The sequence below is a fragment of the Mesorhizobium sp. B2-5-11 genome, from assembly GCF_006440835.1.
In the GTDB taxonomy this organism is placed as follows: Bacteria; Pseudomonadota; Alphaproteobacteria; order Rhizobiales; family Rhizobiaceae; genus Mesorhizobium.
On the sequence record NZ_VFUK01000006.1, the window covers coordinates 288,764 to 301,821 of the forward strand.

At 65.7% G+C, this 13,058-nt stretch carries 12 protein-coding genes; 7 read left to right on the forward strand and 5 right to left on the reverse strand.

The window, feature by feature from the left end:
* Nucleotides 1-40 precede the first annotated feature (40 nt).
* The 4 genes from murJ (at nucleotide 41) to FJ490_RS20630 (ending at nucleotide 4,330) form a co-directional block, all read left to right on the forward strand.
* A complete protein-coding gene (gene murJ / locus FJ490_RS20615) occupies nucleotides 41-1,648 on the forward strand; it encodes a murein biosynthesis integral membrane protein MurJ (RefSeq protein ID WP_140497127.1) in 1,608 nt (535 codons plus the stop codon).
* Nucleotides 1,649-1,819: 171 nt separating this feature from the next.
* Nucleotides 1,820-2,887 carry a tryptophan--tRNA ligase gene (gene trpS / locus FJ490_RS20620; RefSeq protein WP_140497129.1) on the forward strand — a complete coding sequence of 356 codons (1,068 nt, stop codon included), beginning with the start codon at nucleotides 1,820-1,822 and terminating at the stop codon, nucleotides 2,885-2,887.
* 103 nt (nucleotides 2,888-2,990) lie between these two features.
* Nucleotides 2,991-3,482, forward strand: a complete 492-nt coding sequence (locus tag FJ490_RS20625; RefSeq protein WP_140497131.1) for a universal stress protein — start codon at nucleotides 2,991-2,993, stop codon at nucleotides 3,480-3,482.
* Between the two features lie 278 nt (nucleotides 3,483-3,760).
* On the forward strand, nucleotides 3,761-4,330 hold the full coding sequence (locus tag FJ490_RS20630) for a NifU family protein (RefSeq protein ID WP_140728835.1): 570 nt from the start codon (nucleotides 3,761-3,763) through the stop codon (nucleotides 4,328-4,330).
* A 149-nt stretch (nucleotides 4,331-4,479) separates the two neighbouring features.
* Here the strand turns inward: FJ490_RS20630 and FJ490_RS20635 are convergent, their stop codons facing one another.
* Complete coding sequence (locus tag FJ490_RS20635; protein WP_140497135.1) at nucleotides 4,480-5,097, reverse strand: L,D-transpeptidase; 618 nt, start codon at nucleotides 5,095-5,097, stop codon at nucleotides 4,480-4,482.
* Between the two features lie 223 nt (nucleotides 5,098-5,320).
* On the opposite strand from FJ490_RS20635, the gene cueR reads away from it, so the two are divergent.
* From cueR to FJ490_RS20650, 3 genes are all read left to right on the forward strand, one after another.
* A complete protein-coding gene (cueR, locus tag FJ490_RS20640; protein ID WP_140728834.1) occupies nucleotides 5,321-5,740 on the forward strand; it encodes a Cu(I)-responsive transcriptional regulator in 420 nt (139 codons plus the stop codon).
* A gap of 50 nt (nucleotides 5,741-5,790) precedes the next feature.
* On the forward strand, nucleotides 5,791-6,210 hold the full coding sequence (locus FJ490_RS20645; protein ID WP_140512955.1) for an OsmC family protein: 420 nt from the start codon (nucleotides 5,791-5,793) through the stop codon (nucleotides 6,208-6,210).
* Nucleotides 6,211-6,387: 177 nt separating this feature from the next.
* Nucleotides 6,388-6,888, forward strand: coding sequence for an MmcB family DNA repair protein (locus FJ490_RS20650; RefSeq protein WP_140728894.1), 501 nt, complete (start codon nucleotides 6,388-6,390; stop codon nucleotides 6,886-6,888).
* Between the two features lie 31 nt (nucleotides 6,889-6,919).
* Here FJ490_RS20650 and nhaA read toward each other — a convergent pair whose 3' ends face one another.
* The 4 genes from nhaA to hrpB form a co-directional block, all read right to left on the reverse strand.
* The gene (gene nhaA / locus FJ490_RS20655) at nucleotides 6,920-8,116 is read right to left on the reverse strand and encodes a Na+/H+ antiporter NhaA (protein WP_140728833.1); all 1,197 of its coding nucleotides are present in this window, start codon (nucleotides 8,114-8,116) and stop codon (nucleotides 6,920-6,922) included.
* A 280-nt stretch (nucleotides 8,117-8,396) separates the two neighbouring features.
* A complete protein-coding gene (locus FJ490_RS20665; RefSeq protein ID WP_140497143.1) occupies nucleotides 8,397-8,960 on the reverse strand; it encodes an ActR/PrrA/RegA family redox response regulator transcription factor in 564 nt (187 codons plus the stop codon).
* A gap of 63 nt (nucleotides 8,961-9,023) precedes the next feature.
* Entirely contained in the window at nucleotides 9,024-10,355 is a 1,332-nt protein-coding gene (locus FJ490_RS20670) for an ActS/PrrB/RegB family redox-sensitive histidine kinase (protein WP_140580648.1), read from the reverse strand.
* 72 nt (nucleotides 10,356-10,427) lie between these two features.
* Nucleotides 10,428-13,019, reverse strand: a complete 2,592-nt coding sequence (gene hrpB / locus FJ490_RS20675; RefSeq protein ID WP_140728832.1) for an ATP-dependent helicase HrpB — start codon at nucleotides 13,017-13,019, stop codon at nucleotides 10,428-10,430.
* Nucleotides 13,020-13,058 lie beyond the last annotated feature (39 nt).

Genomic DNA, 13,058 nt, shown 5'->3' on the forward strand with positions numbered 1-13,058 from the left:
CCATCACTTTGTCCCAATCGCGCAGGCAGTCTCCAAACGCATGAGCCTCGTCAAGAAATTCGCTACGGTCGCTTCCGGCACGCTGATGAGCCGCGCGCTCGGTTTCGGCCGCGAGATGCTGATGGCGGCAGCACTGGGCACCGGACCGGTGGCCGACGCCTTCAACGCCGCCTTCCAGTTTCCCAACACCTTTCGCCGGCTGTTCGCCGAAGGCGCCTTCAACGCCGCCTTCGTGCCGCTGTTCGCCAAGGAGATCGAGACGCACGGCACCGACGGCGCCAAGCGCTTTTCAGAGGAAGTGTTCGGGGTGCTGTTCACGGCGCTGCTGGCGCTGACCATCGCCATGGAACTGGCGATGCCGCTGATCGTGCGCTACCTGGTGGCGCCGGGTTTCGCCGACACGCCGGGCAAGTTCGAGACGACAGTCACTCTGGCGACGATCATGTTCCCCTATCTCATCTGCATGTCGCTGGCCGCCATGATGGCGGGCATGCTGAATTCGCTACGCCGCTATTTCGCCGCGGCGATCGCGCCTGCCTTTCTCAACATCATCCTGATCAGCGTGCTTGGCTATGCCTGGTATCATGGGCTGGATGCGCATGCCGTCGGCTTCAGCCTGTCCTGGGGCGTTCTGGCGGCGGGCCTCGTGCAGCTCGCCATCGTCTGGGTGGCGGTTCGCAACGCGGGGATCTCGATCGGTTTCCGCCGGCCGAAGATGACGCCGAACGTGAAGCGGCTCCTGATCCTGGCGCTGCCGGCGGCGATCACCGGCGGCATCACCCAGATCAACCAGCTGATCGGCACCGCCATCGCGTCGGCGCAGGACAGCGCCGTCTCCTCGCTCGCCTATGCCGACCGCGTCTACCAGCTGCCACTTGGCGTGGTCGGCGTCGCCGTTGCGATCGTGCTGTTGCCGGAACTGTCGCGGGCGCTGAAGTCGGGCAATCTGATCGAGGCGGCCAATCTGCAAAACCGCTCGGTCGAATTCACCTTGTTCATGACCTTGCCGGCTGCGGTGGCGCTCTGGGTCATGTCTGAGCCGATCGTGCGGCTGGTCTATGAGCGCGGCGCGTTCGCCGCCAACCATTCGACGCCTGTCGTGGCGGCGATCCTGGCGATCTTCGGGCTTGGCCTGCCGGCCTTCGTGCTGATCAAGGCGTTCACCCCGGGCTATTTCGCCCGCGAGGACACACGCACGCCGATGATCTTCGCCGCCATCTCGGTGGCGGTGAACGTCGCCACCGCGCTGACGCTGTTTCCGAGGATGGGCGCGCCCGGCATCGCCGTGGCCTCGGCGGTGGCCGGCTGGGTCAACGCGCTGATGCTGCTCGGGGTGCTGATCCGGCGCGGCCATTGGGGCCGCGACGTGCCGCTTCTGAAGCGCATTCCGCGTCTGGTGCTCTCGGCGGGGGTGATGGGCGTCGCCCTCTATTTCGCCGAACACTGGCTGAGCGCCAGCCTCGGCTCCGGCTCGCCGCTGGTCGTCAAGGCGACGACGCTGCTGGGGCTGGTGGCCGGCGGGGCGCTGCTCTACTTCGTCACGGCCTTTGCCAGCGGCGGCGCCGATTTCGGCATGATCCGCCGCAATGTGAAGCGCGGCTCAGGCAAAGCGACACCACCAGCCGTAAACGCCGAGCTGGACGAGTAGGCGGGCAGCCCGACTGCAATAGCAGTCTTGATCGCAGCGTCATGTTCGTCCATAAGCGCGCCGTCGCAAGACTTTCGCCGCACGCGGTTTCCAGCCGCGTGATTGGCTCCGAAAAGTCTGCGACTTTTCGGAATCACGCTTATACGGCCCTCCACAAGCCACGAGGAAACCATGTCCGCCTTCAAGCCACTCGTCTTCTCCGGCGTCCAGCCGACCGGCAATCTGCATCTTGGCAACTATCTCGGCGCCATCAAGAAATTCGTCGCCCTGCAAGAGACGTCCGACTGCATCTACTGCGTCGTCGACCTGCATTCGCTGACGGCCCAGCTGGTTTATGACGACCTCAAGGACCAGACGCGCTCCATCACCGCGGCATTCCTGGCCTCCGGCATCGATCCGAAGAAGCACATCGTGTTCAACCAGTCGCGGGTGATGCAGCACGCCGAGCTCGCCTGGATTTTCAACTGCGTGGCGCGCATCGGCTGGATGAACAAGATGACGCAGTTCAAGGACAAGGCCGGCAAGGACCGCGAGAACGCCTCGCTCGGCCTGCTTGCCTATCCCTCGCTGATGGCAGCCGACATCCTGCTCTACCGCGCCACCCATGTGCCGGTCGGCGAGGACCAGAAGCAGCATCTGGAACTGACGCGCGACATCGCCCAGAAATTCAACAACGACTTTTCGGACCGCATCGCCGGTCTTGGCGTCGGCGTCGAGATGCAGGTCGGAGAGGAAATTGTGAACGGCTACTTTCCGATCACCGAGCCGGTCATCGGCGGGCCGGCGGCGCGCATCATGTCGTTGCGCGACGGCTCCAAGAAGATGTCGAAGTCGGACCCGTCGGATCTGTCGCGCATCAATCTGACCGACGATGCCGACGCCATCTCCAAGAAGATCCGCAAGGCCAAGACCGATCCGGAAGCCTTGCCGAGCGAAGTGGACGGCCTCGCCACCCGGCCGGAAGCGGAAAACCTGGTCGGCATTTATGCCGGCCTTGCGGACATATCGAAAGAGGCGGTGCTGAAGGAGTTCGGCGGCCAGCAGTTTTCGGTGTTCAAGCCGGCACTGGCCGACCTGGCAGTCGAAAAACTGGCTCCCGTCGCCGCCGAAATGCGCCGCATTTCCGATGACCGCGCCTATGTCGACGCGGTACTGCGGGACGGCGGCGAGCGCGCCGGCGTGCTGGCCGAAGCGACGATGAAGACGGTGCGCGACATCATCGGGCTGCTGCAGGACTGATCCGCATCCTTATGCCCCGCACCATACCGGCCAAAGACCGGCGGCTTGCCGCCGGTCAGCCGCAGTGGCAGATTGCGGCCGGAATGACATCGAGTAAATAGACATGGTCTCCAAACGCCTCAGCCGCGAAGCCGGACATCGCCGGAAGTTCCTGGCGATCATCGACGATACGCCCGAATGCGAGCGCGCCGTCGCCTACGCCTCGAAGCGGGCGCTGAGCACCAGCGGCGTGCTGGTGCTGCTCTATGTCATCGAACCGGACGATTTCCAGCACTGGCTGGGCGTCGAGAAGATCATGCGCGAGGAGGCGACCGCCACCGCACGCACCGCGCTCGACAGCTATGCCAACAAGGTGCGCCAGAAGCTCGGCATCGAACCCGAGATGGTGGTGCGCGAGGGCAAGCCCACCGAAGAGATCCACAAGCTGATCGAGGAAGATCAGGATATTGCCATCCTGGTGCTGGCGGCCGGCGCCGGCAAGGAAGGGCCCGGGCCGCTGGTCGGCGCGGTGGCCGGCAAGGGCGCCGCCTTCCCTATCCCGGTGACCGTGGTGCCGCAAAACCTTTCGGACGAGGAGATCGACAGCCTCGCCTGAAGTGTATCGATATTCGGGTGATGCCGGCCTGCAAATGGCGGGTTCCTGCGCTTCCGGTGCTCACGTACTTCAAGTACGCTCCGCTCCGGTTCTCGGAAACCACCATTTTCGACTCGGCCTGACCCGAATCTCGACACACTTCATAGTGCTTGGCAGGAGTCGCAAAAACATTCCGCCAGCCAGCCGTTCGGGCGACGCGTTTCGCTTGAATGTCCAGCCGATAGAGCTTATTTAGAATTATTCCAAACTATCTGCCCGAGACGGGCACGGAGACGGCCATGTTCATCCAGACCGAATCGACGCCAAACCCGGCGACGCTGAAATTCCTGCCCGGCAAGGAAGTGCTTTTGGACGGCACCGCCGATTTCCGTGATGCCGATAGTGCGGCGACGGCCTCGCCGCTGGCCGGCCGGCTGTTCGAAATACCGGGCGTCACCGGCGTCTTCTTCGGCTACGACTTCATCACCGTGACCAAGGACGGGCCCGACTGGCAGCATCTGAAGCCGGCGATCCTGGGCGCCATCATGGAGCATTTCATGTCCGGCGCGCCTGTCATGGCCAATGCCGGCCCGGCCGCGGAGACCAGCCAGACCGGCGAGTTCTACGACAAGGCCGACGAGGAACTCGTCATCACCATCAAGGAGCTGCTCGACACACGGGTGCGCCCGGCAGTGGCCCAGGATGGCGGCGACATCACCTTCCGCGGCTTCGAGAACGGCACCGTGTTCCTGCACATGAAGGGCGCCTGCGCCGGCTGCCCGTCATCGACGGCGACGCTGAAGCACGGCATCCAGAACCTGCTCCGCCACTTCGTTCCCGAGGTCCAGCAGGTCGAACAGGTCGCCTGACCATTCGTCTTCGCCGAGCGCGGCGACGATTCTCAAAAAGCAAGCAACAAAAAACCGGGCCGAATTGCCCGGTTTTTTGTTGGGGACGTCCGTTGTTGCCTAGACGGTCCGCGTACGAACGGTTTTGACCATGAACCTCGCGGTCACGGTCAGAGAACGATGACCTTGGCGCCGACCTCGGCGCGATCGTAAAGGTCGATGATGTCCTGGTTCATCAGCCGGATGCAGCCCGACGACATCGCCTTGCCGATCGAGTTCCATTCCGGGCTGCCATGCAGGCGATAGCCCATGTCACCGCCCTTGTTGAACAGGTACAGAGCGCGCGCGCCGAGCGGGTTCTTCAGGCCCGGCTCCATGCCGCCGGCGAACTTGGCGAGTTCCGGCTGGCGCTTGATCATCTGCGATGGCGGCGTCCAGGTCGGCCATTCGCGCTTGATGGCGACATGGGCGGTGCCATGCCACTCGAAGCCCTCGCGGCCGACGCCGATGCCGTAGCGAATTGCCCGGCCGTCACCCTCGACGAAGTAGAGGAACTTGTTCTGCGTATCGACGATGATGGTGCCCGGCTTTTCCTTGGTGTCGTAGTTCACCTCCTGCCGGTGATACTTCGCGGGCACCTTTTCGATCGGGATGCGCGGCAGCTGGTAGCCGGCGTCGGTCACCGCGCCATAGTCGTTGGAGAATATCTGCCCGCCAATGGTGCTGCAACCGGCGAGTGCGGTGGACAGCGCCAGTGCGGCAATTACTGCAAGCGACTTCATGCGCATGAGGTGATCCGTGCCCCGCCAAACATCCGCGGCACGAGTCGGCCGCTTTCTTGCCATCATTCATGCTGGCATTTGCTTTGCTTGCCAAGTACGCGATGCCTATATGCAAGACCTCACCTGCCGGTAAGCCAGCAACTGCGGCATTTCGGCAACAGCCTTCACCGGATTGTGAAGGAAATTCAATGGCCATGACTCTCGGGCCAGCAGGAATCGAGGAACAACCATGAATGTCGGCGACGCCGCCCAGCGTTCCGGTCTGCCAGCCAAGACCATCCGCTACTATGAGGAAATCGGCCTGATCGCGCCTGCGCGTGCCGGCAATGGCTATCGCGACTATTCGGGCGACGACATCCATCGGCTGACCTTCCTGCGCCGTGCCCGCAACCTGGGCTTTTCCATCGACGATTGCCGCCAGTTGATGGCGCTTTACCAGGACCGCAGCCGCGCCAGCCACGACGTGCGCGAGATCGCCGCCGCCCATGTCAGGGCGATCGAGGAGAAGGTGCGCGAGCTGCAGTCGATGCGATCGACCCTGCAGAAGCTCGTCCAGGCCTGCCATGGCGACGACCGGCCGGACTGCCCGATCATCGATGACATTGCGGGAACCGCGCCGCTCGGCGATAAAGCCGTCACGGTCGCATAGATCCGTGCCGGCCAGGCCCGACGCCTCTCGGCTACGGAGGGAGGATGCCGATGGCCTCGATGACTGTCGAACTGCACAATGTCGAAGGCACCGAAGCCGCCATGGGCTGGGCCGGCGGCCACACGATCGTCGTCGACCGGCCCGAGGGCAAGGCCGGCGGCATGGGCCTGGGCTTCAATGGCGGCCAGCTGCTGGCGCTGGCGATTGGCGGCTGCTTCTGCAACGACCTTCGCTATGTCGCCGACGAGATCGGCGTGAAACTCGGCAGGATCGCCGTCTCGGTGAGGCTTGATCTCGACGGCAAGCCCCTGCTGGCGACCGCAGCAAGGATGACGGTTTCCTGCGAGACCTTGGACGGGTCCGATCCCCAAAGGATCATTGACCGTGCCAGCGCGGTTTCGACGGTCAGCAACTCGTTGCGCCAGGGCGTGCCGGTTACGATCGAAACGACGGGGCCTGGTCGCTCATAAACGCCAGGACTTCTCCCGCGCCGTAGGTCGTCCCGCCACGTTCACCCATCACGGAAAGTGAAGGTGGCCATACGGTTCTCCGTGCCTGCTCATGCCATCGAGCACCCATTGATTTGGGTGGCCACCAAATGAGCGGTACGGGTTCAAATCGTGAACAAAATCTGGCATGGTCCCGTCATGCCAATCATCTCACCGATTCCCCTGAACCCGCTCATCGATGGCCGCCAGTCTGAACGCGCCATGCTGGTGCGGCGCGGGGTGCAGCGGCTGCTCCGCGAAATGGGCGCGCATGTGCTGCCCGAACTGTCCCTGGCGACCCGCCGCCGCGCCGACCTCGTGGCGCTGACCCGCCACGGCGACATCTGGATCATCGAGATCAAGTCCTCGGTCGAGGATTTTCGCGTCGACCGCAAATGGCCCGACTACCGGCTGCACTCGGATCGCTTCTTCTTCGCCACCCATCCCGGCGTGCCGGCGGAGATTTTTCCCGAAGAATGCGGCTTCATCCTCTCCGACGGCTATGGCGCCGAGATTTTGCGCGAGGCGCCCGAGCACCGCATGGCGGCGGCTACGCGCAAGGCGCTGATGCTGCGCATCGCGCGGGCCGGTGCCGCGCGGCTTTTGGCGGCGGAACTCGCCGGAGTGGCCGTGCCGGCGCTGGAGGGGGAGAGCGAGTAGGCTGCCTCGCAGAACCTGCGCTTGTGGACCTCTACTCCTCGCCTTCATCCGCCCCGCTCGCCGCCCGCGCCATCAGCAGGACGGCCGCGCCGAGCAGCGCTGCGACCAGGGAGCCGGAGAGAATGCCGACCTTGACCGCGTCCTGCAGCGCCGTGTCGCTGGCGAAGGCGAGCAGGCCGATGAACAGGCTCATGGTGAAGCCGATGCCGCACAGCAGCGAGATGCCGATCATGTGCAGCCAGCCGGCATGGGCCGGCAGGTCGGCGAGACCGAAGCGGATGGCAAGCGCGGAGGAGCCGAACACGCCGACCAGCTTGCCGACGACGAGGCCGGCGGCAACGCCGAGTGTCAGCGGCTCGAACAGCGCGCCGACGCTGAGGCCCGCCAGCGAAACGCCGGCATTGGCAAAGCCGAAGATGGGGATGACGACGAAGGGCACTATTGCGTGCAGGCCGTGCTCGAGCCGGTGCAGCGGCGAATGGTCGAGATCGTGTTCGATGCCGGCTGTGCGTTCGAGCGGAATGGTTAGCGCCAGCGCCACGCCGGCAAGCGTGGCATGCACACCCGACTTCAGCACCAGCACCCACAGGATCGCACCGAGCACGAGGTAAGGCACGAGGCTCATCACCCGCATGCGGTTGAGCACGACAAGCGCGGCGATCACCGCGAAGGCGGCGCCCAGATAGGCAAGCGACAGACCGCTCGTGTAGAAGATCGCGATGATGATCACCGCGCCGAGATCGTCGATGATGGCAAGGGCGGTGAGAAAGATTTTCAGCGAGGCCGGCACGCGGCTGCCAAGCAGCGATAGCACGCCGAGCGCGAAGGCGATGTCGGTAGCGGTCGGGATCGCCCAACCGGACAGCGCGCCCGCATTGTCACGGTTGATGGCGACATAGGCCAGCGCCGGCACCACCATGCCGCCGGCCGCCGCGATGCCGGGCAGCACCCTGCGCGGCCAGGTCGAGAGCTGGCCGTCCAGCATCTCGCGCTTGATCTCCAGGCCGACGAGCAGGAAGAATACCGCCATCAGCCCGTCATTGACCCAATGCGACACGCTGAGCGGGCCGAGATAGGCGTGGAGGACGGCAAAATAGGTTCCGGAGAGCGGTGAGTTGGCGACGATCAAGGCCAATGCCGCCGCTACCATCAGCATGATGCCGCCGGCCGCCTCGCTGTCGAGAAATTCGCGCAAGACGGAAACCGGCCGCTGTTTCAAGTCCCGCATGTCACCCTCCGTTGCCTTTCCAAACGCTGGCGCCGCCCCTCACCTGCCTGCCGGCATCCTCTCCCCGTATAGTGACGGGGAGAGGGACGCTGTCATCGCCGGTTTCGCCAATCGCCAGCGTTGCGGAATGGGCGCCAGCGTTGCGGCCAGCCTCTTTCTCCCCGTCACTATACGGGGAGAAATGCCCGGCAGGGCAATGAGGGGCGGGGCCGAGTTCGACAATTGGATGCTTCCCCGTAAGCAGAAACCGGTCCGAAGGAATGCTCAGCGCATCGCGCTCCTAGCGCGGCGCGCGCTTGGCCAGGATGCGCTGCAGGGTGCGGCGATGCATGTTGAGGCGGCGCGCGGTCTCGGAGACGTTGCGCTCGCACATTTCGTAGACACGCTGGATGTGCTCCCAGCGCACGCGGTCGGCCGACATCGGATTTTCCGGGGGTGCGGCGCGCTCGCCGGCCGTGCGGGTGAGCGCGGCAAAGACGTCGTCGGCGTCGGCCGGCTTCGATAGATAGTCGACGGCGCCGAGCTTCACCGCCGTCACCGCGGTGGCGATGTTGCCATAGCCGGTCAGGATAATCGCGCGGGAATCCTCGCGCTTCTCACGGATGGCGGCCACGACGTCGAGGCCGTTGCCGTCGCCAAGCCGCATATCGACCACCGCGTAGGCGGGCGGATTGGCGCGTGCCTTGCCGACCGCCTCCTCGACGCTCTCGGCCGTTTCGACCACGAACCCCCTGGTTTCCATGGCGCGGGCCAGACGGGTCAGGAACGGTTTATCGTCATCGACGATCAGAAGCGAGGTGTCCTCGCCCTCAACCATTGCGCCACTGTTTTCATCGCCTGTCATCGTCTTGAAATTCCTGCTGCCTTAATTTTACGCAGATATAGTTTTGCGTCGCGATTGTCCAATTTACGCGGTGTCAAACATCGTCGCGGGCGCCGATTCCGGGTTCAGGAAAACATTTCTGGGCCATGAAATCCGCACCATGGCGCCCTCGCCCAGTCCGCTCGAATTGCGAAAGTCGAGCGTGGCGCCCGATCGCTCGAGCAATGTCTTGGCGATGAACAGGCCCAGCCCCAGCCCGCCGCCGGCCTCCGTGCCCTGGCGTGTCGACATATAGGGCTCGCCGATGCGGTCGATGATCTCGGGCGGAAAGCCGGGACCGTCATCGATGATCGAGAAGGAGACGGTGGCCTCGTCCCAGCTCCAGCGCACGGTGACGCTCTCGCGGGCGAAATCGACGGCGTTCTCCACCAAATTGCCAAGGCCGTAGATGACGCCGGGATTGCGGCGCCCGACCGGCTCGGGGCCGCTGCGCTCGCCGGGCCTAAGCTTGATCGAGATGCCGAAGTCGCGGTGCGGCGCTGTGACCTCCTCGACCAGCGAGGTCAAAGGCAGGCGGGACAAATGCGCCTCTCCCTCGGACGACAGGCTGGTCAGGCGCTTGAGGATCTCGCGGCACCGCTCGCTCTGGGAGCGCAGCAGCGTCACATCCTCCCCGTATTTCGCGTCCTTGCCGAGCGCCTTTTCCATCTCCTTGGCGACCAGCGTGATGGTGGCGAGCGGTGTGCCCAGCTCATGCGCGGCGGCGGCGGCCAACCCGTCGAGTGCCGACAGATGCTGCTCGCGCTGGAGCACCAGTTCGGTGGCGGCGAGCGCATTGGCCAGGAGGCGGGCTTCCGCGGCCACGCGGAAGGCGTAAATGGCGGTGAAGGCGATCGAAGACAGCACCGCCATCCACATGCCGGCAACATAGATGAAGGGCATCGCCAGCGGCGCGCCTTCATGCCAGGGCAATGGCAAGTGGAAAAAGACCAGCAAGGTCGCCGCCGTCATCACCAGCCCCCCAAGCACCGCGGTCAGGCGCAAGGGCAGCGACGTCGCCGAAATGACCACGGGCACCGTCATCAGCAGCGAGAACGGATTGGTAAGGCCGCCGGTCATGTAGAGCAGGCCGGCAAGCTGGAGGCTATCAAAGATCAGGATGCCGAAGGCCGCGAACGGCGTGAGCCGGTGCGCGGCCGGGAACCGAAAGGCAAGGAGCAGGTTCATCCAGGCCGAACAGGCGATCAGGGCAAAGCACAGGCTGACCGGCAGTGGGAATTTCAGGCCGTAGGCGACGAAAAGCACCGTCACGCTCTGGCCGACAATGGCAAGCCAGCGCAGCCGGATCAGCGTGTTGAGGCGCAGTCGCTGGCTCTGCTGGAAGTCGGGAGAACGCAATACGTTGATCATGGCCATGAAATACAGCCGCGAAGCGGCGAGCGCTAGGTGGATGACGAAGCGATGGCGTTTGCGCCAATCGCCAAGCAACTACGTCCCGCGCGGCTTGGCGCGGCTGGTGGCGGCGGCGAGCAGCGGATTTTCCGGCCACACGTGCTTGGGATAGCGACCGCGCATGTCGGCGCGCACATCGGCCCAGGAGCCGCGCCAGAAGCCGGGCAGGTCGCGCGTCGTCTGGATCGGCCGGTGCGCGGGCGACAGCAGTTCGAGCGTCAGCGGCACGGTGCCGCCTGCGATTGCAGGGTGCCGGTCGAAGCCGAACAGTTCCTGGACACGAACCGCCAAAACGGGCCATTCGCCGTCATAGCGGATCGGCACGCGACTGCCGGACGGCACGTCGAAATGGGTCGGCGCAAGCGCGTCGATCCGGCGCTGCAAATCGTGCGGCACAAGCGCCGTCAGCCCGGCCGGGACGACACCCGGATCGATGGCCGAGAAGGATGCGGCACCCGACAGGAACGGCAGCAGCCAGTCGTCGAGGCGATCGATAAGTGCCGTGTCGGACATATCGGGCCACGGCGCCCCAAGGCCGCGATGCAGCCATGACAGGCGCTGGCGCAGCGTCTCGGCCTCCTTGCTCCAGCTCAGCAGCGAAAGTCCATGTTCGCGCAAGGCGTCAAGCATGGCGCGGTCGGCCTCATTGCCGGTTGGCGGAGGCAGCATGCGCTCGGCCAGCGTGATAGCGCCGAGGCGTACGGTTTCGCGCACGCGCACGGCGCGGCGCTCGCGATCGAAGCTCGTTTGCCTGCGGGTTTCGATCCTGTCCGCCAGTGCTGAACGAATATCGTCCTCGCTGATCGCCGCCGCCGCCGTGATGCGCGCATTCTGCGCCTTGCCCTGCAGATCGGCGACAACCAGAAACGCCTCGCCGGCAAGCGGATCGGCAGCATCGAGCATGGCACCGGAGCCGTTGGCCAGCACGAAACGCCCGCGCTCGCCGCGCGCCTTGGCGACCCGGTCCGGCCAGGCATGGATGAGGAGAGGACCAGCGCTGCCACCCTCCCCCTTGTGGGGAGGGTCGGCGCGTAGCGCCGGGGTGGGGGTGCGGCGCCAAAGCCCCCCGCCCCGCTCCGCTTCGCGGATCGACGTTCCGGGGCGAGCCACGGGTCTCGCCCGTCCTTCGGACCCCCATAAGGGGGAGGGTGAAGAGGCCTGCCTCGCAAGGCGTTCGGCGAGTTGCCGCGCGGCGGTGGCGCGCGGCGATCTTTCCTGGCGAAAGCGCATCAGCCGGCGTTCGAGATCGGCGCCGTCACCGCCCAACCCGCGCTCGGTCAGCAGCACCGCGAGCATGGCCGCCTCGCCGGCATGGCCGCCGCGGGCCGCCTCGGCGACCATATGCGCCAGCCGCACCGGCAGAGCGAGCTTGCGCATCGCGGCGCCCGCTTCCGTCAGCCGCCCCGCCTCGTCGATGGCATCAAGCGCGCGCAGCAGCGCCCTTGCCTCGTTGAGCGCCGGGGCCGGCGGCGGATCGAGGAAGGCGAGGCTCGTCGGATCGGCGACGCCGAAGGCGGCGCAGTCAAGCAGCAGGCCGGAAAGGTCGGCCTCGAGGATTTCCGGCGGGGTGAAGGCCCGAAGCGACGCCGTCTGTTCGGCGCGCCACAGTCGGATGGCGACGCCGGCCTGCGTGCGTCCGGCACGGCCGGCGCGCTGGTCGGCGGAGGCCTTGCTGGCGCGCACCGTCTCCAGCCGCGTCAGGCCGCTGGCCGGCTCGTAGCGCGGCAGCCGCGACAGGCCGGAATCGATGACGACCCGCACGCCGTCGATGGTGATGGAGGTCTCGGCGATCGACGTAGCCAGCACCACCTTGCGGCGGCCCGCCGGCGCCGGCCTGATCGCCGCGTCCTGCGCCTTGCCGTCGAGCATGCCGTAGAGCGGCACGATATCGGTGTCGGCGCCGACCTTGCCGGCAAGCCGCTCGGCGGTGCGCTCGATCTCGCGCTGGCCGGGCAGGAAGGCAAGCACGCTGCCGCTTTCGTCGGCAAGAGCGTCGCGGATCGCCTTGGCCATGACGTCCTCGATTGCGGTGCCGGCCGGCCGCTCGTCGTAGCGAATGTCGACGGGAAAGGCACGGCCTTCGCTTTCGATCACCGGCGCGCCCGACAACAGCTTCGCGACACGGGCGCCGTCCAGCGTCGCCGACATCACCAAGACGCGCAGGTCCGGCCGCAGCGCGCCTTGCACGTCGAGCGCCAAAGCGAGGCCGAAATCGCCGTCGAGCGAGCGCTCGTGGAATTCGTCGAAGATCACGGCCGAGATTCCTGGCAGTTCGGGATCGTCAAGGATCATCCGCGCCAGCACACCTTCGGTGACGACCAGTATTTTTGTCCGGGCCGAAGTGCGGTTCTCCATGCGCATGGCATAGCCGACGGTGGCGCCGGGCTCCTCATCAAGCAATTCGGCCATGCGGCGGGCGGCGGCGCGGGCGGCGAGCCGGCGCGGCTCCAGCAGCACGATCTTGCCCGTGCCCAGCCATGGCGCATCGAGCAGCGCCAGCGGCACCAGCGTCGTCTTGCCGGCGCCGGGCGGCGCCACAAGCACGGCGTCGTTGCCGGAGCCGAGTGCATGGCCCAGCGCCGGCAGCACGGCGGATACCGGAAGCTCCGGCAAGGCTTTTGTCGTCATCGCGCCCGCATATCAGCGCTCGTGGTCGCCATGCAACCG

Excerpts from the sequence above, each read along its gene's own strand:
- murJ (WP_140497127.1), top strand. The coding sequence starts at position 41 with ATGAGCCTCGTCAAGAAATTCGCTACGGTCGCTTCCGGCACGCTGATG.
- trpS (WP_140497129.1), top strand. The coding sequence starts at position 1,820 with ATGTCCGCCTTCAAGCCACTCGTCTTCTCCGGCGTCCAGCCGACCGGC.
- FJ490_RS20625 (WP_140497131.1), top strand. The coding sequence starts at position 2,991 with ATGGTCTCCAAACGCCTCAGCCGCGAAGCCGGACATCGCCGGAAGTTC.
- FJ490_RS20630 (WP_140728835.1), top strand. The coding sequence starts at position 3,761 with ATGTTCATCCAGACCGAATCGACGCCAAACCCGGCGACGCTGAAATTC.
- FJ490_RS20635 (WP_140497135.1), bottom strand. The coding sequence starts at position 5,097 with ATGCGCATGAAGTCGCTTGCAGTAATTGCCGCACTGGCGCTGTCCACC.
- cueR (WP_140728834.1), top strand. The coding sequence starts at position 5,321 with ATGAATGTCGGCGACGCCGCCCAGCGTTCCGGTCTGCCAGCCAAGACC.
- FJ490_RS20645 (WP_140512955.1), top strand. The coding sequence starts at position 5,791 with ATGGCCTCGATGACTGTCGAACTGCACAATGTCGAAGGCACCGAAGCC.
- FJ490_RS20650 (WP_140728894.1), top strand. The coding sequence starts at position 6,388 with ATGCCAATCATCTCACCGATTCCCCTGAACCCGCTCATCGATGGCCGC.
- nhaA (WP_140728833.1), bottom strand. The coding sequence starts at position 8,116 with ATGCGGGACTTGAAACAGCGGCCGGTTTCCGTCTTGCGCGAATTTCTC.
- FJ490_RS20665 (WP_140497143.1), bottom strand. The coding sequence starts at position 8,960 with ATGACAGGCGATGAAAACAGTGGCGCAATGGTTGAGGGCGAGGACACC.
- FJ490_RS20670 (WP_140580648.1), bottom strand. The coding sequence starts at position 10,355 with ATGGCCATGATCAACGTATTGCGTTCTCCCGACTTCCAGCAGAGCCAG.
- hrpB (WP_140728832.1), bottom strand. The coding sequence starts at position 13,019 with ATGACGACAAAAGCCTTGCCGGAGCTTCCGGTATCCGCCGTGCTGCCG.